Genomic DNA, 21,647 nt, shown 5'->3' with positions numbered 1-21,647 from the left:
GCTCAGAGCCAGTGCTTCCGCTTGAACACCGCCCACAGCACGACCGCCAGCAGGACCATCGCGACGATCGCCGCCGGGTAGCCCCACGTCCACCGCAGCTCGGGCATGTGCTCGAAGTTCATGCCGTAGATCGACGCCACCAGCGTCGGCGCGAACAGGATCGCCGCCCACGACGAGATCTTCTTCACCTCTTCACCCTGCTCCATCGATGCCCGCGCCAGCCGCCGGCTCTCCTCCCCCTGCGCCAGGCTCGCACTGGTCATCCGGCGCATCGCATCGTTCTGCTCCTGCGTCACCAGGGTCGAGTGCAGCGTGAGCGCGTTCTCGAGCAGGGTCCGGAACGTGTCCACTCGCTCGGTGACGCGGATCGCGTGGTCCAGGACGTTCCGCAGCTGGTTCTGCACCTCGGTGTCCGTGCCGTACTTCTGGGAACCCCGCAGCAAGGCGTTGAGCATCTCGGGTAGCGGGCCGATCGCACGCTGGAACCCGATGACCTCGCTGAGCAGCTGGTAGATCCGCCGTGAGGACGCCGGGTCGACGTCGCCGTCGAACAGGTCGTCCTCGATGTCGTCGATGTCGTCCTGCAGCCCGGCGACCACCGGGGCGTAGCTGTCGATGACCTCGTCGAGGACCGCACAGAGCACCGCCTCGGACCCGCGCCCGAGGGCGTCCGGATCCGCTTCGAGCCGCTTCCGCACGTCGGCGAGGTTCGGACGCTCCGCCTGGCGCACGGTGACGACGAAGTCGCGCCCGGTGAACAGGTGCACCTCGCCGAACTCGACCGTCTCGGCGTCCTCGTCGTACCAGGCGGGTCGCAGCACCACGAACAGCGTGTCGCCGTACCGCTCGAGCTTCGCCCGCTGGTGTCCCTTGTGCGCGTCCTCGACGGCGAGCGGGTGCAGCCCGAACTCGTCGGCGACGGACGCCAGTTCGGTGGCGGTCGGTCGGAACAGCCCGATCCAGGCCATCGCACCCGCGCCAGCGGCGTCGAGGGCTTCGTACGTGCGCCCGAGATCGTCCGGCGAGTCCGTCCGGGTTCCGTTGACGTAGATGCCGTTGTCGATGAGGGCCACCGGTGTCCTCCTGGTTCCGTGGGGCGGTGCGGCCCGGAGCGGGCCGGGGTGATCGTAGCCGCGGCGCACGCGGTCAACCTGCCGATCATGCCGGTGCGCCGTCGGCGGGAGCGGTATGCTCACACGTCGCTCACGCCCTTCGCTGTCTTCTTCACGGCCTCCTCACGCGCCGTCGCGCCGTCGGAGCGAGCTCTGTGTGCAGCCGGTAGCCTCCGCCAGACCGTCACACCCGACGTGCTCCTCGGTCGGATGAACGGCACGATGCGCAGCGCGAACAGGACCCTTGCTGCTGTGGGAGCAGTGGGTGGTGGCGCGCTCATGGGCATCGCAGGGGATGGCGTTGCGCTGCTCACGGTGACCCTCGTGTTCGCTGGCGCCGTCATCGTGGCGATGTGCTCGCCGCTCAGGTCGGACGTCGCTCGATAGCCGATCGGCTCGGAGACGCGCCCGTCAGCGACTTCGGTTCACTTCGTTCGACGACGCTCGGGTCGGACGGACCCGTGGAGCGCGAAACCGATCGCACCGACGATCGCGACCAGCAGTCCCATCGCCGCCAGGACGAGTCCTCCGGCCATGAGCCCGACGTAGTCAACGCCCGCGCCGAGGAGCGCCATCACGAGCCCTGCGACCATGGCTCCCACTCCGAACGCAAGGCCGAACACACGGGGCGGGACGCTGGAGAGCATGCTCACATCCAACTCCTCACGAGCGACGCTCTGTTCTGCGGAGACGGTGCGCGCGATGATGACGACGATTCCCCCGGTTCGTGGGGTATCGCCCGTGCATAGCAGTTGGCCGGACGCGATGCTCGAAGCAGTCTCACGACGGGTCGGCCGACGAGTCGAGGTGTTGCCCGAACGGACACCTCACCGACGCCCGGCGAGTGTCGAGTCGTCTGCTGCGGTGTCGAAGCGGAGCCGCGCGGCGGTGATGGCTGGCATGTGCTGAGCGGCCCAGGCCAGCACGACGTCGACCGGAGGCCGAAGGGTCTTCCCGAGCGGCGTGATGCGGTACTCGACGGCGATCGGGCGCGTGCTCAACGTGACACGCTCGACGATCCCGTTGCGCTCGAGGCGGCGCAGCGTCGCGGTCAGGGACTTCTGGGTCACCGACGGGATCGCGCGGCGCAGCGCACTGAAGCGGGCTGGCTGCTCACACAACTCGTTCAACACCTCGAGCGACCACTTGTCGAGGACCTGATCGAGGAGTTCCCGGTGTGGATGGTCGATGGCGAAGAGGCCGTGGGGGTCAGGAGTGGTATCCGGCACGAAACCCAGTTTCGTTGAAGTGGGCTCTCGGCACCAGGTATCCATGAGATACCGAACCGAAGGAGCACCTCATGCCCGTCCGCCTTTCCTCGCCGAGCGGCCTGATGCAGCACACGCCGTACCACCACGTCTCCGTCGCGACCGGGACGAAGCACGTCCACGTCTCCGGACAGATCGCTCGCGCTGCGGACGGCAGCGCCATCGCGACCGGCGACCTCGCCGGCCAGGTCGCCGCGGCGCTCCGGAACACGCACGCCGGGCTGGTCGAGGCGGGTGCAGGTTTCCCCGACGTGGTGCGGCTCACGTTCTACGTCACCGGTTGGACGCCCGACAAGATCGGAGCGTTCATGGCGGGCGTCGAGGCGGTGGCCGAGGACTTGGAGCTGCCTGCGCCGATGCCTCCTGCATCGCTCATCGGCGTCGAGTACCTGTTCGAACCGGACGTGCTCGTCGAGGTCGAAGCCACCGCCATCCTCTGAGGCCGGCGCACCGCGCCAGCGGGGCGACGGCCGTGCCCGGAGGTGGGCCCCACCAGCCGGTACCGGCGCACCGCGCCAGCGGGGCGACGGCCGAGACTGGAGGGACGGCGCCAGCTGGCACCGGGCCTCCAGTCCGTCCGTGGCGGCCGTCCACGGCGGCGCGCAAGCCGCGAAACGAGCCGCCCCTGTCTGCCCCTTCCTCGGGGGCCATCCGGGTCGTATGGTTTACAGCGTTGTAAACGGGCCGCCGCAGGGACGGCCCGACGATCACGGCCGACGCACGGCCCGATGGACGACGACGTCCACGAGGAGCACCCACTTGCGCCCCAATCCACTCCGCTCCCGAGGGCTGCGCCGCGCGCTGTCGTCGGGCATCGTCGCAGCGACCGCCCTCGGCATGCTGGGCATCGCAGCGATCCCGGCCACCGCGGACCCGGCCGCCGACCGCACCGTCGTGTCGGGTCAGGCCCGGTTCCAGGTGCTGTCCCCGACGCTGATCCGCACCGAGTACGCCGGTGACTCCACGTTCACCGACGGCAGCACCTTCAACGTCATCGGCCGCGACGACTTCGCACCGACGACCTTCACGACGACCGAGCGGGACGGCTGGCTCACCCTCGACACCGGCGCGATGACCGTCCGGTACAAGCAGGGCTCCGGTCCGTTCACGCAGGACACCCTGCAGACCAGCCTGACCACGGCGTCCGGCCAGCAGGTCACCGGCACACCGTGGGTGTCCACGCCCACCCCGTCCTGCACGATCGGCACCCTGTGCGAGGCCGAGACGCTCGGGCTCACCGGTCTGTCACTCGCCACGGACCACACGGGCTTCACCGGCGCCGGGTTCGCCGCGGGCTTCGAGTCGGTCGGCAACGCCATGACCTTCACGACCACGGCGGAACAGGCCGGCTCGTACGACCTCGCCCTGCGCTACGCGAACTCGCAGGGCGGTGACGGCCAGGTCGCCACCCGCACCCTCAGCGTGACGGTGGACGGCGGCACCGCGAAGACGATCCGCCTGGCGCCCGGGGCGAACTGGGACGACTGGAAGACCACCGCCGCCACGACGCTCGACCTGCCCGCGGGCGAGCACCGCGTGCGCATCGAACGGACCGCGAGCGACTCCGGCCGGGTGAACGTCGACAGCCTGGCGCTCGTCCGGGCCGGTGCCGCCTACCCGGCACCGTCGACCACGGTCACCGGCGAGGACTGCGCGTTCGGCACGGTGTGCCAGGCCGAGGACTCGGCCCGCACCGCTCCGGCGACGACGGCCACGAACCACAACGGCTTCGCCGGGGACGGCTTCGTCGCCGGGTTCGAGCGCGCCGGCGCACAGCTGACGACCCACGTGACCGGGGTGCCGACCGCGGGCGACTACGCCCTGCAGGTCCGCTACGCCAACGGCTCCGCCGGCACGCCGACGCTCACCGCGGCACCGACCGGCCAGCAGGCCACCACCGCACCGCTCCCCCGCACCAGCGGCTGGGACTACTGGAACACCGTCAGCGTGCCGGTGCACCTGGCTGCGGGCGCGAACGACGTCGTGATCGGCTGCCCGACCACGACGAACAACTGCAACGTGAACTTCGACACCGTCGCCGTGGTCGACACCGCGTCGCCGGTCCTCGCCGCGCACGCCCCGCTCGGCGGGTACCGGCGCGACCTCGACACCGCCAACGGCTCGGTCAAGACGAACCCGGGTCTGCTCTACCAGGACGGCTGGTCGCTCCTCGACGACAGCGCCTCGGCCCTGTACGACCCGGCGACCGACACGGTCACGCCGGCCGGCGACCACGGCGGCGAGCGCTACCAGGACGGCTACGTCTTCGGGTACGGCAGCGACCACCGTCACGCCCTGCAGGAGCTCGCCGTCCTGACCGGTCCGACGAAGCTGCTCCCGCGCTGGGCGTACGGCGTCTGGTACTCCGAGTACTACGACCGCTCGCAGGCCGACTACCTCGCGATCGCGAAGCAGTTCCGCGACGAGCAGGTGCCCGTCGACGTGATGGCGATCGACACCGACTACAAGATCGGCAGCCCCACCAACCAGGGCGACAGCAAGTGGAACGGCTGGTCGGTCGACCCGTCCCGGATCCCGGACATGACCGGGCTGCTCGCCGACTGGCACGAGCAGGGCATCCACAACACGCTCAACATCCACCCGACGATCTCGAGCCAGGACCCACGGTTCGCGCAGGCGCAGGCCACCGCGAAGGGCGGGCTCACCAAGGGTGACGGCGACCGCTACCTGTTCGACTGGTCGGACCCCGACCAGCTCAAGGCCTACTTCGACCTGCACACCTCGATGCAGCCGGAGGGCGTCGACATGTGGTGGCTCGACTGGTGCTGCAGCGAGAACTCGAAGTACTCGGCGAACGGTGTCACCCCCGACGCGTTCATCAACCAGCAGTACGCGAAGTACACCGACGAGCAGCTCGGCGGCCGCGGCCTGGCGTTCTCGCGGGCGTACGGCTCGCTGACCGCGGGTGGCTACGGCAACCCGCAGGCCGTCCCGACGGGGCCGTGGGCGGACAAGCGCACGACCGTGCACTTCACCGGCGACACCACGTCGTCGTGGGACATGCTGCTCGCCGAGGTCGGCTACACCCCCGGTGAGTCCGCAGCGACCGGCCTGGCGTCGGTCAGCCACGACATCGGCGGCCACAACGGTGCGCAGTACGGCATCGACGGCGCCGAGGAGGGCACGACCCAGCTGCCGGAGGACCTCTACGCCCGCTGGGTGCAGCTCGGCACCTTCCAGCCGATCGACCGCCTGCACAGCAACCACAGCGACCGCCTGCCCTGGCAGTACCCGGCGGCAGCGGAAGCCTCGGCGAAGCAGTTCCTCAACCTCCGCGAGGCCCTCGTCCCCCTGACCTACACGCTCGCCGCGCAGGCCACCGAGACGGGCACCCCGATCCTGCAGCCGCTCTACCTGCAGTACCCCGAGGCGCAGGAGTCCTACGCCCAGGCCGGCTCCGAGTACCTGTACGGCCCGGACGTGCTCGTCGCACCGGTCACCACCGCGAACGACAAGACCGGCACGGCCACCCGCTCCGTCTGGTTCCCGGAGGGCAGCTCGTGGACGGACTGGTTCACCGGGAAGACGTACGCCGGCGGCACCACCGCCGACGTGACGACCGACCTGAACGCCATGCCGGTGTTCGTGAAGAGCGGCGGCATCGTCCCCACCCGCTCCGAGCAGGTGCGGAACGACGCCGCACCGCTCGACGCCGTCACCCTGACGGTGGCGACCGGCGCGGACGGGTCGTTCGACCTGCACGAAGACGCCGGCGGGGACAGTGCCTCGGCAACGACGAAGGCGACCGCGAAGGCCGCTGCGGGGAGCGCCTCGACCGCCGTCCGCTACACCCAGCAGCCGACCGGCGGTTCGCTCGACATCGCCCCTGCCGACGGTTCGTTCGCCGGCCAGGTGCAGGACCGCTCGTGGACGGCGACGTTCACGAACGCCGACCGACCGGGCACCGTCACCATCGACGGCCGTCCGATCGCGACGAGCGCCTGGACCTACGACGCAGACACCCGCACCATCAGCGTGCCGGTCGACGAACGGTCGGTGACGGAGCGCACGGTCGTGGCGTTCAGCAGCGAGGCCGTGGCGACCCCGGTCCTCCGGGCCGAGTCGCCGACGATCGATGCCGGTGCCACGCAGACCGTCACGGGTGCCGGCTTCCCGGCGGACACCGACGTGGCAGTGGCGACCACGCCGCGCATCGGTGGGGCCACCGCGCACACCGACGCCGACGGTGCGTTCTCGGCCGATCTGCGGGTGCCGGGCACGGCCTCCGGCCGCGTCGCGGTCACGGCATCGGTCGGCGGTGACGTCCTGGCCAGGACGGCCTTCACCGTCCGGGCCGCCGCCGCTCCCGCACCGTCCGCGTCACCGACGCCGGGGACACCGGGTGGTGACACGCCGGCACCTGGGATCGGCGGAGGCGGCGCACCCGGTGCGGCCGCACCCGGCGACACCGGCGGCGCGTCCGCCGGCGACCCGGGCGGCGCGCTGGCCTGGACCGGAGCGAACCTGCTCCCCCTCGGGCTGTTGGCAGCGGCGCTGCTCGCGGCCGGCGGGATCGCCCTGACGCTGCGGAACCGGCGACGCCGGGCGCGTGGCTGAGGACGGCTGATCCGCCGCCCTGGGCGGATCTGACCGACGGACGGGAGGCCCGGTGCCAGCTGGCACCGGGCCTCCCGTCCGTCAGTGGCTGCGTCCCGGATCCTCGCCATCGGTCGCGCTGCTCCCGCGGATCGACGAGCAACCCGCCAGCCGGTGTTGCCGCGACTCCCCTAGGCTCGCGAGGTGACGATCCGCGTACGCACCGTTGTCCCGCAGGACGAGCCCCAGTGGACCGCCCTGTTCGCCGGGTACCGCTCGTTCTACGATCTGCCGGAGGATCGACGAGCGGTCGCTGCCACGTGGGAGTGGATCGTACGAGCTGCACACGGCCTCACCGGTCTCGTCGCGACCGATGACGACGGCAACCTGCTCGGCATCGCGAACCTCCGGCGCTTCGCCCGACCGTCCACCGCGACGCTCGGGCTCTACCTCGACGACCTCTTCACCGCACCAGCAGCACGCGGGAGCGGCGTGGCGACCGCGCTCCTGCGGGAGGCGTCGTCCATCGCGGCGAACGAGGGCGCCAGCGTCGTCCGGTGGATCACGGCGCCCGACAACGAAGCAGCTCGTCACGTCTACGACGACGTCGCAACTGCGACGCCGTGGGTGACGTACGACATGAAGCCAGGACTGCGTCCCGAGGTCTGACAGACCGAGGCGCGCTCTGTCTCGTCGCGACGGCCGATCGGCTACCGGTCGATCGCAGCCGCGCTTCGGCCGTCCGGACGAGCATCCGTCAGGAGCGTGAGGGCCGCGACGACCACGGCGGAGTCCGCTCCGGTCTGCTGCTGCCAGCGCTGGAAGATCCGGTCGAACGCTGCCCCACCCACGCTGATGGCGGCGTGGCCCTCGGGCGTGACGCGGAGGTACTTCCTGCGAGCGTCCTCGGGGTCTGGGCCGCGACTGACGTAGCCCAGCGCCTCGAGGGTGTCGATCGTCTTGGCAGCGGCCTGTCGAGTCACACCGGTCTCGCGCGCCAGGGACGCAGCACTGGATGCGCCACGATCGATCGCCTGCATGGCCAGTTCGTTCGCGATGGTCAGCCCCGGGTGTCCCGCGCTCTCCAGGCTGGTGCGCACCTCGTCGGCCATGACCTCGAACGCGCGCATGAGGAGCTGGGCGAACTGCGTGCCACTGCTGACGTCCATGCCTCGAACCTAGCGACTGCTGAGGCAGCAGATTGACAACCTGGTTGCCTCCTGCCTTAATTGACAACCACGTTGTCACATCGAAGGAGCATGTCATGAACGTCACGATCGCCGCCCCCGGAGCAACGATCCGCGAGGTCGAGCACCACCGAGCAGACGTCAACGGGACGACCCTGCACTACGTGTCGGCCGGCACCAGCGGATCGCCGGTCCTCCTGGTGCACGGGTTCCCCGAGACCTGGTGGGCATTCCACCGCGTGATCCCCCTCCTCGCCACCGCGCACCGTGTGTTCGCGGTCGATCTCCGCGGTTTCGGAGACTCCGCGCCCGCAGCCTCCGGCTTCACCAGCGCCGATGCTGCAGCAGATCTGCACGCCCTCATCGCCGAGCTGGGTGTGGGCCCGGTGCACCTCGCCGCTCAGGACATCTCCGGCGGCACCGCCTACCGTCTCGCATCCGACCACCCGGAGGACATCCGGAGCCTCATCGCAACCGAGATGGGTCTCGCCGGGTTCGGACTCGAAGACCTCGGTGACATCACCCGCGGCGGATCGTGGCACATCGGCGCACTCGCGGCCCCGGGCATCGCCGAGATGCTCTTCACCGGCCGCGAGAAAGAACTCCTGGGCACGTGGGCGTTCCCGTCGATGTCCGCAGACCCGTCCTCCGTCACCGGAGCGGACGTCGACGAGTTCACCCGCACGTACGCTCGCGAGCACGGCTGGAACGGCGCCGTCGGCCTCTACCGGTCGATGCTCGCCGAGGGGAGCGACTTCCAGGCGCGCGCGGCGCGCGGGCTCGACAAGCCGGCCTTGGCCATCGGTGCGTTCGGCGGCCGTTTCACCGAACGCACCGTCAGCCAGGTCGTGGAGGGCCCCGTGGAGAGCGTCCTCCTCGACGGTGTCGGCCACTACGTCGCCCTCGAAGCACCCGGCCGCCTCGCCGACGCGATCACGACCTTCCTCGCTCGGCAGGCCTGATCACCACGGGTGCCCGGAGGCGCTCAACGCGGCCGCGACGGGTCCGCTCGGTCCGCCGTGTCGTCTTGCCGGTGAGCACCGCCGCCCTCGACGCTGCGGACGAAGGACACGAGGGCAGCAGCCGACGACACGGTCTGTCGCCCAGCGATGTAGCCGTCCGGGCGGATGAGCACGACCGTGCCCTGCTGCGCGGAGTACCTCGCCACGGCGTGGCCCTGGGAGTCCTCGATCGCGCCGGCCCCGATGCGGTGGACGTGGACGTTCTCAGGCGCCCCGTCGAAGGCGTGCACGTCCGAAGCATCGTCGGAGAACACGAACACCGTCCAGTGGGGCCCTCGGACGAGGTCGAACGTCGACCCGGCGAACCCGCGACCGCGGAGCCCGGTGGCGTACGGCGCGCGGGCGATGGGCTGCCCGTCGAAGGCCAACGTGTTCGGGAGGTAGCGCAGTGACAGCCCGGTCGTGTCGTCGCCACCCATCCCGTCGAGCCCGCGGTCCACTCCTTCCGCACCGTCAGTGGCCCCGGCGCGGAACCGGTGCATCTTCTCGGTGCTCATCTCGAGGACGGACGCGGCGATCGGGCGGCGCTCGTCCTCGTAGGTGTCGAGGAGGGCCGCGTCGGCACCGTCGACGACGGCCGCGAGCTTCCACCCGAGGTTCCAGCTGTCCTGGATCCCGGTGTTCATGCCCTGCCCGCCCGCCGGAGAGTGCGCGTGCGCCGCGTCGCCGGCGAGCAGCACGCGGCCCACGCGGTACCGGTCGGCGAGGCGGACGTTGGCGCGGTAGAGCGACAACCAGGTCGCCTCCTGCAGGGTCACCCGGTCCTTCCCGAGGTGGTCGTCGAGCATCTGCTGGTAGAGCTCCAGCGACGGCTGCGCCGCATCGTCCCCGGCTTCGGTCGTCGACTGCCACTGCCACAGGTCCGTGGTGGGCAGCGGGGTGAGACCGATCATGCCGAGGTCCGTCGGGAAGATGTACTGCCGACCGTGGTCCAGGCCCTCGAGGCGGACGTCTCCGAGGTACCAGCGATCTCGCATCGTGAACCCCGGGAACTGCACCCCGAGCGCATGCCGCACCGTGCTCCTGCCCCCGTCGGCGCCGACGACCCAGCGGGCGCGGATCGTGTCCGGGCCCTGCGGGGTCTCGACGGTCACCTCCACGGAATCCGCATGCTGCTGGAGCGCGCTCGCGGTGCTGCCGAACTCGACCTCGACACCGTCGAGGGCCAGGCGATCGCGGAGAGGACCCTCCACGTCGAACTCGCCAATCCACAGCGTCTCCGGGTGCGCGGTCGTGGTCGGGTCGGAGACCGGGACGGTGATGGGTTCGCGATCGATCACGGTGCCGTCGTCGGTGATCATCCGGACCGGGAGTCTGGTCGACCCTCGGGTCAGGACCGTGTCAGCCACGCCGAGGTCGTCCAGCACCTCGAGGCTCCGCGGCTGCAGGCCCTTTCCCCGCGAGGCGACGCTGGGAGCGGCGAAGCGCTCGATCACCCGGACGCGCACTCCTCGACGGGCGAGGTCGCAGGCGAGCGTGAGTCCGGTCGGGCCGGCGCCGATGACGAGGACGTCCGTCGGCGTCGTGCGCGCCGGTGTCGTGCTCGCCGAGGTCGTCGGAGTGGGGGTGGGGTCGCTCACGGTCATGGTGCTCTTCTCTCGATGTCGGAACAGGTTCAGAGATTGCACACTACACCGTGCAGTGTGAAAACTGCACCGGTACAGTCGTTGGATGCCCGATGCACAGCGCCCTCTGCGCCCGAGCTCCGAGCGGAAGCGCAGTGCGATGCTCGACGCGGCCCGGAACCGCTTCCTCGAGGACGGCTACGACCGCACCTCCGTGGACGCCGTCGCCGCCCAGGCCGGGGTGTCCAAGCGCACCCTCTACGACCACTTCGTGGACAAGGACGGACTGTTCAGCGCTGTGGTCGAGCGAGCCTCCGCGGCACTGCTGGACGCCGTGCAGGAAGCCGTCGAGCAGGAGCTCCGAGCCGACCGCGATCTGGGAGCCGCACTCCTGGCCTTCACCAGGCGCATCGCCACCCAGACGCTGCAGTCGTCCGACTACGCGGTGGTCAGGCTGCTCCTCGACTCGGGCCGGTCGATCGCTGCGCTCGAGTCCGACCTGGCGCACGGCCCCGAGCTGGTGCTCGCTGCGCGATTCGCCGACCTCGCCGCGGCCGGCGCGATCCGCACGACGAAGCCCCGTCGTGCTGCGGAGCACTTCACCGCGCTCACCTTCCTGCTCGCCCTCGGCACACCCGACCTCGATGCAGAAGCCGTCGACGAACTCTTCGTCGACGGCGTGGAGGCGTTCGTCCGTGCCTACGGGCCGGATCGAGCGGGAGCGTGAGCAGACCCCTTCCGCCACCCTGCCGGCGCTGACGCGTCGCCCCCGTCCGGTACTGTCGACTGCCGCGATCCGAGGGCGACCCGTCGGGAAGGCCACCCTGGTGCTCACCGTGCTGGCACTCGTCGCGGTCCTCGGCCTCACGCTCTACCCGGAAGCCGCACCGTCCTCCGCAGTGGGCTGCACCGCAGGGCTGCCGTCCCTCGCGCCGACCGCGGTGGAGTCGATCGCGAACGTGCTGCTCTTCGTGCCCGTCAGCTTCCTGGTCGGGATCCGCTGGGCGCGACCGCTGCTCGCGATCATCTCCGGTGTCGCGCTCTCGGCGGTGATCGAGGCGGTCCAGGCCCTCGTCGTCGGCATCGGGCGCGCCTGCGACACCGGCGACTGGGTGACGAACTCCATCGGCGCCGTCATCGGCGGGATGCTCGCCCTCGCCGCACTCGCGCTCGCGCAGCGGCGTGCTCGAGCCGCGGCCTGAGCGAACGGGCTGACGGGCCGACGTCGACCCAGCAGGACCCGAGGCCGACGACGCGACCACCCACCGGCCTGGAGGCACGGCGCGCGTCCGGCACCGCGCCTCCCGGCCGACACGTGACCGGCCCGGAACGGCGACGGTCGACGGTGCGCCAGCCGGTCGGCCGGCGCACCGACCGTCAGACGCGGCGTCGCCGCGCGCGCACGCCCGAGGCGAGGGCCAGGCCGGCCAGCAACAGCACCAGGCCGACCACGGTGAGCGGAGCGGTGCCCGCCGAGCCGGTGAAGGCGAGCGCGGCCGGGCCGGTGCCGGTGCGCGTGGACGGGTCGTCCGTCCGGGCGCCCACCGACGGCGCCGGTCCGCCCACGGCGGGGATCGGGGTCGTGCCGCCGCCGCTCGCCGGAGGCGCCGGTGCGGGTGCGGGCGCTGGAGCGGGTGCCGGCACGGGAGCGGGTTCGGCTGCCGGGGCCACGCGGATTGCGACCTCCACGGGTGCGACGGTCGTGCCGACCCCGTCGATGGTCGCGACCAGGTGGTGCATGCCCGACTCGGTCAGGGCCGGGATCGTCGCGCGGAGCTGGATCGCTCCGCCGTCGCCGACCGTGCCCGATGCGAGGACCCGGACGTCGGAGTGCAGCTCGAGCGCCACCGACGCGCCGACCGGCAGGTGGTCCGCAGCGAACACGACCGTGTCCCCGACGGTCAGGGTCGTCCCGACGACGGACACGCCGTCCTCGTCGGTGAACGTCGGCTCGAACACGAACGGGGTGGCGGTCGCGACGGAGCTCCACGCCCCGGCACCGCCGACGTTCTCCGCGGCGACCCGGAACCCGTGTGCCGTCCCGTTGACCAGTCCGTCGACCTCGGTGCTCGTCCCGGTCACGCGGACCGGTTCGCCCCACGAGCCGTCGGCGGCGGTGGCCTGCACGAGGTAGGTGTCGACGGAGGCTCCGCCGTCGGACTCCGGCGCGGTCCACCGCAGCGCGACCGTGCGGTCACCCGGCACCGCGGTGAGCGCACGGGGCTCGTCGGGTGACCGGCGCGGCGTCGCCGAGACCGGCTCGGACGCGACGCTCCGGCCGGCAGCGTTCACCGCGAGCACGCGGAACGACGCCCGGGCACCGTTCGGCAGCCCGACGACCGTGAACGCGGGGTCGCTCACCGTCCCGGCGTCACTCCACGAGTCACCGCGGTCGGTGCTCGTCTGCACGACGTAGCCCGTCACGGCGGAGCCGCCGTCCGCGGTCGGGGCAGACCACGTCAGGTCGGCCTGCTGGTCGCCAGGCGTCGCAGCGAGGTCTCCCGGGGCGTCCGCCACGGTGCGCGGGGTCGTCGTCGCGGCGTCGGACGCGTGCCCCGCTCCGGCGACGTTCACGGCCCGGACGCGGAACCGCGTGGCGGTGCCGTTCGTCTGGCCCGTCACGGTCGTGGTCGTCGCGCCGGAGACCGTGCCGACGGCGTCCCAGGGGCCGTCACCGATGGCCCGCTCGACGACGTAGCCGGTAACCGGCGCGCCACCGTCCCAGCTCGGTGCCGTCCAGGTCAGCGTCGCGCGGCGGTCACCCGGGGTGGCCTCGAGCGCGGTAGGCGCGTCGGGCACGGTCCGCGGGACCACGACGACCTGCCCGGAGGCCGCGCCGGTCCCGGCGTCGTTCGTCGCCCGGACACGGAAGGTCAGGGTGGCTCCGTTGCGTTCCGGTGCGACCGTCGCACGCGGGCTCGTGGTGGTCGTCCTGACGGCCCAGTCCCCGTCGGCGTCCAGCTGCTCGACCGTGTAGCCGGTCACGGCCGCCCCGCCGTCGTCCTCCGGGGCCGTCCACGCGAGGTCGACGGAGCCGTCACCCGCGGTGGCACCGAGCGCGGTCGGAGCGTCGGGGACCGTGCGCGGCATCGCCGACACCGGGTCGCTGACCGCACCCGCACCGGCAGCGTTGACGGCCCGGACACGGAACGAGGTCCACGTGCCGTTCGTCAGGTCGTGGATCGTCGTGGTCGTGCCGCCGAGCGTGTCGACGCGGACCCAGTCGCCGTCGACGTGCTGCTCGACGCGGTAGCCGGAGACCGCGTCGCCGCCGTCGTCGGTCGGCGCGGACCAGTTGAGCTGCACACTGCGGTCACGCGGGGTCGCGACGACCGCACTGGGCGTCCCGGGAACGGTGCGCGGGGTCACGGTGGTCGCGGCGCTCGGCTGGGAGGCTCCACCCGCGTTGCCGGCGATGACGCGGTACGCGTAGACGGTCCCGTTGTCGAGCCCGCGGTCGGCCAGCGACCGGCCGGTCCCGCCGGTCGAACCGACCTCGGTCCAGTCGCCGCCGACCACCCGCCGCTCGACGCGGTACGACGTGATCGTCCGCCCGCCGTCGAACGGCGCGGTCCACCACACGGCCGCCGAGCCGTTGCCGGGCGTCACCGTCGGCGCATCGGGCGAGTCGGGTACCGAGAACGGCGTCACGGCGACGACCGCACCGGGAGCGCCGTACCCGTTGGCGTTGTGCGCCGTCACGCGGAACCGGTACTCGGTGCCGTTGTCGAGGCCCGAGACGGATGCCGTGGACCCGCCGTCGCGCGCCCCGCGGGGTGTCGCGTCGAGCCAGGTCTGCCCGTCGGTGGACTGCTCCACGACGTAGCCGTCCACGGCGGAACCGTTCGCGTCCGGTGCCGTCCAGGTCAGCGTCACGGCCCGGTCCTGGGCGACGGCGTCGGTGATCCTCGTCGCGCCGGGCAGCCCGCTCGTCATCGTCGTCTGCACGGCGCTCGGCGCGCCGGCGCCGCGGGCGTTCTCCGCGCGGACCCGGACGGACGTCGTCGCGCCGTTCGTGAGCCCCACGAGCCGGAACGACGACGCGCTCGTCGTGCCCGCGGTGGTCCAGTCCGTGCCGTTCGTGCTCGTCTGCACGACGTAGCGCGAGATCGATCGGCCGCCGTCGGAGTCAGGAGCGGACCACGACGCGGTCGCCTCCCGGTCTCCGGGGACGACCCGGAGCGCGTTCGGCGCCGAGGGGGCGCCGTAGGGCTTCGCGGTCGTCGTCGCCGCGGGTCCGGCACCGGCATCGTTGAGGGCCGTGACCCGGAACGTGTACGTCCCACCGTTCGTGAGCGCGGCCGCGGACCACGTGGTCGCCGCGGTGGTGCCGAGCGTCGTCCAGCTCGTGCCGCCGTCGCCGCTCACCTGCACCCGGTACTGGGGCGTCTGCCCGTTCGGCGACGCAGCGGTCCACGAGAGCACCGCGCTGCCGTCACCGTCCGTGGCGGTCAGCGAGGTGACGGCGCCCGGGACGCCGCGCGGGGTCGCCGTGACGGCCGCCCCCGTCGTCGTGCCGTTGGCGTTCGTCGCCGCGACCTCGACGGAGTACGACGTGCCGTTCCGCAGGTCCGGGAACGTCACCGTGGTGCGCGACGGGACGTCCTGGGTCGCGACGACCGCACCACCGGAGCGGAGCGTCACGGTGTAGCCGGTGATCGTCGACCCGTTCGCCGACGGCGCCGCCCACGTCGTGCTGAGCTGCTGGTCGCCCGCCGTCACGCTGGCCACCGGAGCGCCCGGGGCGCCGCTCGGGGTGGCGGACCGGACCTCTGATGCGGGTCCCTCGCCCTTCCCGTTGATGGCGATCACCCGGAAGGCGTAGGTGGTGCCGTTCGTCAGGCCCTCGATCGGCACGGCGAAGGACGAGGAGCCGACCATGGCGGTGCGGCGCGTCACGAACCCGTCCGAGCTGGCCTCCGCGCGGTAGGCGGTGATCTGGGAACCGTTCGACGGCGTGGTCTTCCCCCAGGTCACGACCGCCTTGCCGTCCCCTGCCGTCACGCCGGTGACCGGCACGCTGCCCGGAACGCCTGCGGGAACCACGGAGTTCGAGGTCGCCCCGGGTCCGGTACCCGCCTGCGAGACGGCGCTGACCGTGAACGTGTAGGCGGTGCCCGGCGTCAGACCCGTGATGTTGGCCGCGGTCCCGGTGGCCGAGGTCGAGCCGCCGGACCAGGAGATCGCGTACGAGGTCACCGGGGACGCGCCGGACTCCGACGGCGCCGCCCAGGTCAGGTGCGCGGCGGTCGACGACGTCGCCGTGGCGGTCACGTTCGTCGGGGCGCTCGGGACGGGAGCGGGCTTGACGGTGATGGAGTCCGAGTACTGCCCCGGCTCCCCCGGGTACCCCTGAGGCGGGGTGATGGTCATGGAGTAGACGGACTGCCCGGCAACGGTCGGCGTGCCGGCGACCAGCCCCGCCGGACTCATCGAGAGCCCCGGGGGAAGCGAACCCGAGGTCACGGCGACCGAGGAACCCGAGGGTTCGAGCCGGTACTGGAACGAGAACGGGACACCCACCGTCGCCGACTCGGCCCACGCCGTGTTGGTGACGGCTCCGTACGACGAGCCGCCACCACCACCGCACTCGTTGTAGTCGGTGCACTGCTCCCACGCGAGGGCTGCCTCCGGAGTCACGGTGCTCAGGAGCGTCACGATGCCGACCACGGCCAGCAATTGCCTGCCGATTCGGGCGACGCGACCGGGTCGGTCGACGGGCGGGGTTCCGGGCAGGGCAGTACGGGAGCGACGCATCGGGAATCCTGGTCTTTCGCTGCGCTCGGGTCGCGCAGGGGCGCTCACACCGTATTGCCAGGATCGGCGTCGGTCTGCACCCCAGTTCGGGGCCGGCATCGGTGCCGCGGCCGCCACGCTAGGACTAGCGTTGTTCCGCGGCGGCCTCGGTCAGGTACTTGCCGGGCGGTGGGAGTTCGCTCAGGAGGAGCGCTAGCCCCGTCTCAGGCCCTGAGTTCCGCGGTGGATGATGGGGCCAAGGGCGTCAATGATGGGCCAAGCGTCAAATCGGTAGCGCTCGGTGACTTCGTCGGTCCATGGTAGGTCCCGATGCGCGGCGCTGATGCGGAGCCGGTAACGTCCCGGAGATGGAGTGAGCGGCGGCTCAGTGAAGTCAGGCCCGTCGAAGCCGACAACGACCAACCCTCCGTCGTCGATGTTGCCGACGTCGAAAGTGACGTCGACAACGTCGGTCCACGATGCCTCGGGCAGGTCCGGCGCAGATGAGTGTGTTTGCGCCTCGATCGGGACAGCACCATACTCCGCGATCGTCGACAGCGCGACGGGAAGTTGCAGATCGATCTGCGGCACCGAAACGACGACGGTTTTCGCCTGTGTGAGGAAGCCGATCTTCGCGAGGTCGATGCTTGTGACCGCTCGAAGTGCGCCGCCCTCGATCTGCAGCATGCCGTTGTCGATGTCGGTGTCGTAGCGCACTGATCCTCCCTAGGGTCAGGAAGCGGTGGAGTAGTTCAAGGAGTACGCGTCGCCAGGGATGACACGGAAGGCCTTGTAGATGTTGTTGAGGACCTGACCGCCTTCCTGGTTGTCCGCGGCGGGGATCAAGCAGATGCTCCATCCGCCGGGTCCGGTGGCCGGTGCAGGCGGCATACCGCAGAAATCTCCGGGCGTTGAGTAGAAGATGTCGGGAACTCGAACCCCGCCGGTTCCTGCAGCGGCCCCCTCCTTGGCGGACGCGAATGTGGCCGCGCATCCCAGCACCCCGGTACGAACATTCCTGACTTTTTAACCTGAGCCCCCCTCGTTCCGAGCCGTCCTGGCTCACTCTCAGGACGCTATCGATAAGCAGACCGAACGGACTACCCCCCGTTTAGGAGGCGGGCAGCACAGTCCGCGGAACCGAGTTCGGCGGTGCGTCAGCCCGGTTCCGACGGCGGTCCCGCCGACGGCGAGTTCGAGGAGCCCTTCGCGGCTGAAGTCGACGGCCTTCAACGCGTTGCGGAGCTGACCCGCCCAGCCGGACCATTCCTGCCCGACGGTCAGCGGGACGGCGTCCTCGAGGTGGGTGCGCCCGAACTTGACCACGTCCATCCACTCGGCGGCCTTGTGTTCGATGGACTCGGCGACGGCGGGGGGGAGGGGGATGAGGTGGTTGTCGAGTTCCAGCAGTGCGGAGATGTGCATCGCGGTCGGGAACGTGTCGTTGCTCGACTGGCCCATGTTCACGTCGTCGTTCGGGCCGACGGGCCGCTGGGTGCCGAGGTCCCTGCCCAGGAGCTGGATCCTGCGGTTGGAGAGCACCTCGTTGATGTTCATGTTGCGCTGCGTTCCGGACCCGGTCTGCCACACGAACAGCGGGAACTCCGCGTCGAGTTTGCCGGCGATGTCTCGTCAGCGGCCTGCTCGATCGCGGCGGCCTTCCGACCCGGCATGCGCCCCGCGGACTCGTTGACGAGCACCCTGACGGCAAACGAGACGCGTCGCCTAGGCAACGGCAATGCCAAAGCGCCGACGTCGCCCTCGCCACACACGCGTGGCGATCCTTGTCGCGCCTGAAACCGGGAGCGCGCTCCGCGCGGACTGGAACGAGCAACAACAGGTGCCGCGCACACCAGCACAAGCCCAAACAAGACGAAGAAGCCCACCGAGATTCTCGGTGGGCTTCTTCGTTGTCGACAGTTCTTAGAAGACGATTACTAACTCGCCCCTTCGGTCGGGCTGACAGGATTTGAACCTGCGACCCCTTGACCCCCAGTCAAGTGCGCTACCAAGCTGCGCCACAGCCCGCGAGCCCCGAGGGACTCAGAGCCCCGGAGGACCCTCGCCCGCGTCCGACCGGAGCGCGAGCGACCGGTCCAGCATAGCGGACGTCAGACCCCCTCCGTGCCACGGCGAGTCGCGTCGAACGAGCAGAGAACGCGAGCACGCAGGCTCACCCCGGCCGCACCACCTCGCGCCGCGCCGCCAACCACGGCAACCCCAGCCCGACGAGCAACCCACCGGCCCCGTCCGCCGCCAGGTCCCCGATCGTGTCGTCGTACCCGACGAAGATCCGCGAGTCGACGAAGTTGTGCCCGAGCCACTCCCCCATCTCCCAGACCGCCCCGATCGCCAGTCCCGCGGCGAGCGCGAGGACCGCGACGACCACCCGCCGCTCGCTGTCCGGCGCCGGCACGGCCCGCAGCTCCGAGCCGATCACGTACAGCACCGCCGCGAGCAGCCCGGTGAGCACGACGTGCATGAACTTGTCCCACAGGAACACGCTCGTGTACCACTCGAGCACGCTCGACCACCCCGACAGCAGCACGAGCAGGCAGACGGCCATGTCGAACGTCGGTCGCAGGCCGAGCATCCGCGGCACCACGACGCCGAGCAGGCACAGTGCCATCACCGGGAACGCGGTGCCACCCCACCCGATGGTCGCGACGACCAGGCTGACGAGCGTCAGCGCGCGGACGACGTCCGCCGCCATGAACCGGGGTCGCAGGAACGTCGTCCCGAGGGTGGCGATCACGACGCCCACCGCACGACCGCGTGCACGGCGGCGTGGTCGGACGGCCAGACGCCGCCCGGCCGGCGCACCGAGACCGCGGCGCGGTCCACCTCCGCCTCGGCGGTCACCAGCACCCCGTCGATGCGCCGGCCCCCGACACGCGGACTCCCGTAGTGCGGGTACGTCCCGTACGGCTCGCCCACCAGCCTGGAGGCCCGCCCCCAGCTGTCCTCGATCCCCGCCTCCGCCAGGGCTCGCCACGGTGCGGAACCGGCGGGGCTGTTCCAGTCGGCCATCACCACGGCGGGCAGGCCGCGCTGCCGGACGATGCGCCCGAGCAGTTCGGCGGACCGCTGTCGGGCCCACGGCGAGGCGACGTCCAGGTGCGTGGCGACGGCCAGGAACCGGACGCCGGTCGCCCGGTCGTCGACGACGGCTCCGACGGCGTGCCGCGGGAAGGCCGTGGCCCACGACCGCGAGCCGGGGCGGTGCGGTGTGCGGGAGAGCGCCCAGGTGCGGCGCTCGACGACGTCCAGGCGGGAGCGGTCGAGGAACAGGCCGACCTGTTCGCCACCGCCGTGCGCGCCCCGACCGGCCAGGACGGGTTCCCAACCCGACCCGAGGCCGGCGGTGAGGTCGTCTGCCTGCTCGGGCAGGGCCTCCTGGACAGCGAGGACGGTGGGCGCTTCGGACGTGACGAGCGCGAGCACGGCGTCCCGGCGACGCTCCCACGCGTCCGGGTGGGTGGACGGGCGCGGCACGCGGCGCCGGACGTTGAGGGTCGTGCAGTGCACCTCGGGCGACCGGACCGGTCCGATGAGCGGGCGGTCGTCTGGGTGGTGGGGCATGCCTCCCTTCTACGAGACAACACCCGTCGGATTCCCAGGGACCTCTCCGTGTTGCTCGTATGGTGGCTCGATGCGTTCTCGTCCCACCCCTCGTCTGTTGGTCGCGATCACGGTCTCCGGGCTGCTGCTCGGAGCCGCCGGGTGCACGTCGAGCGGCCCGGACACGAGCCGTCCGACCCTGGCGAAGGCGTCGGCCGACACCGTCACGGTGGCCGGTGCTGCGGACGCCGCGGCCCGGTCCGTCCGGGTCAGCACGGCGCTGTTCGCGAGTGCTCCCGGCGCGGTCGTGGCTCGGTCCGGCGACGCCGACGGCATCAGCGCAGCGAGCGAGGCCGCGGCCAGCGCCCACGTCCCGGTGCTGCTGACGGCGAAGGGTGCGGAGGGCGGCGCCGCCGTCGCCCGCGAACTCGACCGGCTCGGGGCCGACTGGTACCAGGCCGTGGGCGACGTTTCGGTCGACACGGACGTCGAACAGCGGCAGGCGCCGGACGGTGGCGAGGCGCCGGAGTCGAGCCGAGCCTCCCGGCAGGCGACCGTGGTGGTGGCGGACGCGCGCGCCGACGCCGCTGCCGTGGCGACCGCGAAGGCCGCCGGTGCCCGGGTGGTGACGATGCCGAAGGGCGTGATCGACCCGGCGGCCGCACCCGACGTGGTGACGGCGCTGCACGACCGACGCGGGCACCCGACGGTCCTGGTCGGCGCAGCGTTCGACGCCCTTTCCGACCCGGAGTGGACGGTGCGGGCGGCCGAGGGCGGGTTCCAGCTGCGGAACGGTGGCCAGCGGCCCTTCGACGGGCACCGCTACGTCGCGCTGTACGGAGCTCCGGGGACGCCGGCGCTCGGCGTGCTCGGCGAGCAGGGACCGGAGGCGTCCGTGCAGCGTGCCGAGCAGGTCGCGAAGCCGTACCGGGCGGAGTCCGACGAGCTCGTGACGCCGGCGATGGAGGTCATCGCGACCGTCGCCGCCGGGGACGCCGGAGCCGACGGCGACTACTCGACGGAACTGCCGGTGTCGACGCTCGAGCCGTACGTCGAGGCCGCGCACGACGCCGACATGCCCGTGATCATCGACCTGCAGCCCGGCCGGTCGGACTTCCTGTCGCAGGCCAAGAAGTACGAGTCGCTGCTGAAGAAGCCCGGTGTCTGGCTGGCGCTCGACCCGGAGTGGCGTCTGACGGAGGACCAGGTGCCCCTGGAGCAGATCGGCAGCGTGTCGGCCGCCGAGGTGAACGAGGTGTCGTCGTGGCTCGCGTCGCTCGTCCGCGAGGAGGGGCTGCCGCCGAAGGCACTCGTGCTGCACCAGTTCCGGCTGTCGATGATCCAGGACCGTGATGCGCTCGAGAGCCACCCGGAGCTCGACGTGCTCGTGCACGTCGACGGGCAGGGGGCGCAGCCGGACAAGCAGGCAACGTGGAACGCACTGCACCAGGGCGCGCCGGAGGGCCTGCACTGGGGCTGGAAGAACTTCTATGACGAGGACACGCCGATGCTGACGCCGTCGCAGACCATGTCCGAAGTGACGCCGACGCCTGCTCTGGTCACGTACCAGTAGTCCACAGCCTGGCGCGCCCCGCTCAGCGGCGACGCGAAGCGTTGCGCGGGGCGCGCCGACCGAGCC

18 protein-coding genes and 1 tRNA gene are annotated in these 21,647 nt (G+C 71.5%); 7 read left to right on the top strand and 12 right to left on the bottom strand.

Features of this window, described 5'->3' with window-relative positions:
* Positions 1 to 2: 2 nt before the first annotated feature.
* From LEL83_RS02810 to LEL83_RS02800, 3 genes are all read right to left on the bottom strand, one after another.
* The gene (locus LEL83_RS02810; protein ID WP_198658155.1) at positions 3 to 1,073 is read right to left on the bottom strand and encodes a magnesium and cobalt transport protein CorA; all 1,071 of its coding nucleotides are present in this window, start codon (positions 1,071 to 1,073) and stop codon (positions 3 to 5) included.
* Positions 1,074 to 1,537: 464 nt separating this feature from the next.
* Positions 1,538 to 1,759, bottom strand: a complete 222-nt coding sequence (locus LEL83_RS02805) for a hypothetical protein (protein WP_225557671.1) — start codon at positions 1,757 to 1,759, stop codon at positions 1,538 to 1,540.
* Positions 1,760 to 1,939: 180 nt separating this feature from the next.
* Positions 1,940 to 2,386, bottom strand: coding sequence for a winged helix-turn-helix transcriptional regulator (locus LEL83_RS02800; protein WP_225557670.1), 447 nt, complete (start codon positions 2,384 to 2,386; stop codon positions 1,940 to 1,942).
* 26 nt (positions 2,387 to 2,412) lie between these two features.
* On the opposite strand from LEL83_RS02800, the gene LEL83_RS02795 reads away from it, so the two are divergent.
* From LEL83_RS02795 to LEL83_RS02785, 3 genes are all read left to right on the top strand, one after another.
* Positions 2,413 to 2,820 (top strand): RidA family protein, encoded by a 408-nt coding sequence (locus LEL83_RS02795; RefSeq protein ID WP_225557669.1) that lies wholly within the window; start codon positions 2,413 to 2,415, stop codon positions 2,818 to 2,820.
* Positions 2,821 to 3,139: 319 nt separating this feature from the next.
* Positions 3,140 to 6,958, top strand: coding sequence for a TIM-barrel domain-containing protein (locus LEL83_RS02790; protein WP_225557668.1), 3,819 nt, complete (start codon positions 3,140 to 3,142; stop codon positions 6,956 to 6,958).
* Positions 6,959 to 7,141: 183 nt separating this feature from the next.
* Positions 7,142 to 7,606, top strand: coding sequence for a GNAT family N-acetyltransferase (locus LEL83_RS02785; RefSeq protein ID WP_225557667.1), 465 nt, complete (start codon positions 7,142 to 7,144; stop codon positions 7,604 to 7,606).
* 41 nt (positions 7,607 to 7,647) lie between these two features.
* On the opposite strand, the gene LEL83_RS02780 is transcribed toward LEL83_RS02785, so the two are convergent.
* On the bottom strand, positions 7,648 to 8,106 hold the full coding sequence (locus tag LEL83_RS02780) for a MarR family winged helix-turn-helix transcriptional regulator (RefSeq protein ID WP_225557666.1): 459 nt from the start codon (positions 8,104 to 8,106) through the stop codon (positions 7,648 to 7,650).
* A 95-nt stretch (positions 8,107 to 8,201) separates the two neighbouring features.
* Between LEL83_RS02780 and LEL83_RS02775 the strand changes: the two genes are divergently transcribed.
* The gene (locus LEL83_RS02775; protein ID WP_225557665.1) at positions 8,202 to 9,086 is read left to right on the top strand and encodes an alpha/beta fold hydrolase; all 885 of its coding nucleotides are present in this window, start codon (positions 8,202 to 8,204) and stop codon (positions 9,084 to 9,086) included.
* Positions 9,087 to 9,109: 23 nt separating this feature from the next.
* Here LEL83_RS02775 and LEL83_RS02770 read toward each other — a convergent pair whose 3' ends face one another.
* Positions 9,110 to 10,732: an FAD-dependent oxidoreductase gene (locus LEL83_RS02770; protein WP_225557664.1), complete on the bottom strand. Its 1,623-nt coding sequence runs from the start codon at positions 10,730 to 10,732 to the stop codon at positions 9,110 to 9,112.
* A gap of 85 nt (positions 10,733 to 10,817) precedes the next feature.
* Here LEL83_RS02770 and LEL83_RS02765 point away from each other — a divergent pair, with 85 nt between their 5' ends.
* The gene (locus tag LEL83_RS02765) at positions 10,818 to 11,438 is read left to right on the top strand and encodes a TetR/AcrR family transcriptional regulator (RefSeq protein WP_198658146.1); all 621 of its coding nucleotides are present in this window, start codon (positions 10,818 to 10,820) and stop codon (positions 11,436 to 11,438) included.
* Complete coding sequence (locus LEL83_RS02760; protein ID WP_225557663.1) at positions 11,407 to 11,913, top strand: VanZ family protein; 507 nt, start codon at positions 11,407 to 11,409, stop codon at positions 11,911 to 11,913. The genes LEL83_RS02765 and LEL83_RS02760 overlap by 32 nt, the downstream gene beginning before the upstream one ends.
* Positions 11,914 to 12,088: 175 nt before the next feature.
* On the opposite strand, the gene LEL83_RS02755 is transcribed toward LEL83_RS02760, so the two are convergent.
* From LEL83_RS02755 to LEL83_RS02725, 7 genes are all read right to left on the bottom strand, one after another.
* Complete coding sequence (locus LEL83_RS02755) at positions 12,089 to 16,381, bottom strand: fibronectin type III domain-containing protein (RefSeq protein ID WP_225557662.1); 4,293 nt, start codon at positions 16,379 to 16,381, stop codon at positions 12,089 to 12,091.
* Positions 16,382 to 16,660: 279 nt separating this feature from the next.
* Positions 16,661 to 17,164 carry a hypothetical protein gene (locus tag LEL83_RS02750; protein WP_225557661.1) on the bottom strand — a complete coding sequence of 168 codons (504 nt, stop codon included), beginning with the start codon at positions 17,162 to 17,164 and terminating at the stop codon, positions 16,661 to 16,663.
* 15 nt (positions 17,165 to 17,179) lie between these two features.
* Positions 17,180 to 17,338, bottom strand: a complete 159-nt coding sequence (locus tag LEL83_RS02745; RefSeq protein WP_225557660.1) for a hypothetical protein — start codon at positions 17,336 to 17,338, stop codon at positions 17,180 to 17,182.
* Positions 17,339 to 17,515: 177 nt separating this feature from the next.
* On the bottom strand, positions 17,516 to 18,073 hold the full coding sequence (locus LEL83_RS02740) for a lyase family protein (protein ID WP_225557738.1): 558 nt from the start codon (positions 18,071 to 18,073) through the stop codon (positions 17,516 to 17,518).
* A gap of 328 nt (positions 18,074 to 18,401) precedes the next feature.
* Positions 18,402 to 18,475, bottom strand: a tRNA-Pro gene (locus tag LEL83_RS02735).
* Positions 18,476 to 18,620: 145 nt separating this feature from the next.
* Complete coding sequence (locus tag LEL83_RS02730; protein ID WP_225557659.1) at positions 18,621 to 19,202, bottom strand: DUF2238 domain-containing protein; 582 nt, start codon at positions 19,200 to 19,202, stop codon at positions 18,621 to 18,623.
* Positions 19,199 to 20,029 carry an endonuclease/exonuclease/phosphatase family protein gene (locus tag LEL83_RS02725; RefSeq protein ID WP_225557658.1) on the bottom strand — a complete coding sequence of 277 codons (831 nt, stop codon included), beginning with the start codon at positions 20,027 to 20,029 and terminating at the stop codon, positions 19,199 to 19,201. Before LEL83_RS02725 ends, LEL83_RS02730 begins: the two co-directional genes overlap by 4 nt.
* A 70-nt stretch (positions 20,030 to 20,099) precedes the next feature.
* On the opposite strand from LEL83_RS02725, the gene LEL83_RS02720 reads away from it, so the two are divergent.
* A complete protein-coding gene (locus tag LEL83_RS02720) occupies positions 20,100 to 21,581 on the top strand; it encodes a hypothetical protein (RefSeq protein WP_225557657.1) in 1,482 nt (493 codons plus the stop codon).
* The last annotated feature ends 66 nt before the right edge of the window (positions 21,582 to 21,647 follow it).

It is taken from the genome of Curtobacterium oceanosedimentum (assembly GCF_020297365.1).
Taxonomy (GTDB): Bacteria; Actinomycetota; Actinomycetes; order Actinomycetales; family Microbacteriaceae; genus Curtobacterium.
This window is presented reverse-complemented; position numbering and strand designations above follow the sequence as displayed.

Excerpts from the sequence above, each read along its gene's own strand:
- LEL83_RS02805 (WP_225557671.1), bottom strand. The coding sequence starts at position 1,759 with ATGCTCTCCAGCGTCCCGCCCCGTGTGTTCGGCCTTGCGTTCGGAGTG.
- LEL83_RS02800 (WP_225557670.1), bottom strand. The coding sequence starts at position 2,386 with ATGGATACCTGGTGCCGAGAGCCCACTTCAACGAAACTGGGTTTCGTG.
- LEL83_RS02795 (WP_225557669.1), top strand. The coding sequence starts at position 2,413 with ATGCCCGTCCGCCTTTCCTCGCCGAGCGGCCTGATGCAGCACACGCCG.
- LEL83_RS02780 (WP_225557666.1), bottom strand. The coding sequence starts at position 8,106 with ATGGACGTCAGCAGTGGCACGCAGTTCGCCCAGCTCCTCATGCGCGCG.
- LEL83_RS02775 (WP_225557665.1), top strand. The coding sequence starts at position 8,202 with ATGAACGTCACGATCGCCGCCCCCGGAGCAACGATCCGCGAGGTCGAG.
- LEL83_RS02770 (WP_225557664.1), bottom strand. The coding sequence starts at position 10,732 with ATGACCGTGAGCGACCCCACCCCCACTCCGACGACCTCGGCGAGCACG.
- LEL83_RS02765 (WP_198658146.1), top strand. The coding sequence starts at position 10,818 with ATGCCCGATGCACAGCGCCCTCTGCGCCCGAGCTCCGAGCGGAAGCGC.
- LEL83_RS02745 (WP_225557660.1), bottom strand. The coding sequence starts at position 17,338 with ATGCCGCCTGCACCGGCCACCGGACCCGGCGGATGGAGCATCTGCTTG.
- LEL83_RS02725 (WP_225557658.1), bottom strand. The coding sequence starts at position 20,029 with ATGCCCCACCACCCAGACGACCGCCCGCTCATCGGACCGGTCCGGTCG.
- LEL83_RS02720 (WP_225557657.1), top strand. The coding sequence starts at position 20,100 with ATGCGTTCTCGTCCCACCCCTCGTCTGTTGGTCGCGATCACGGTCTCC.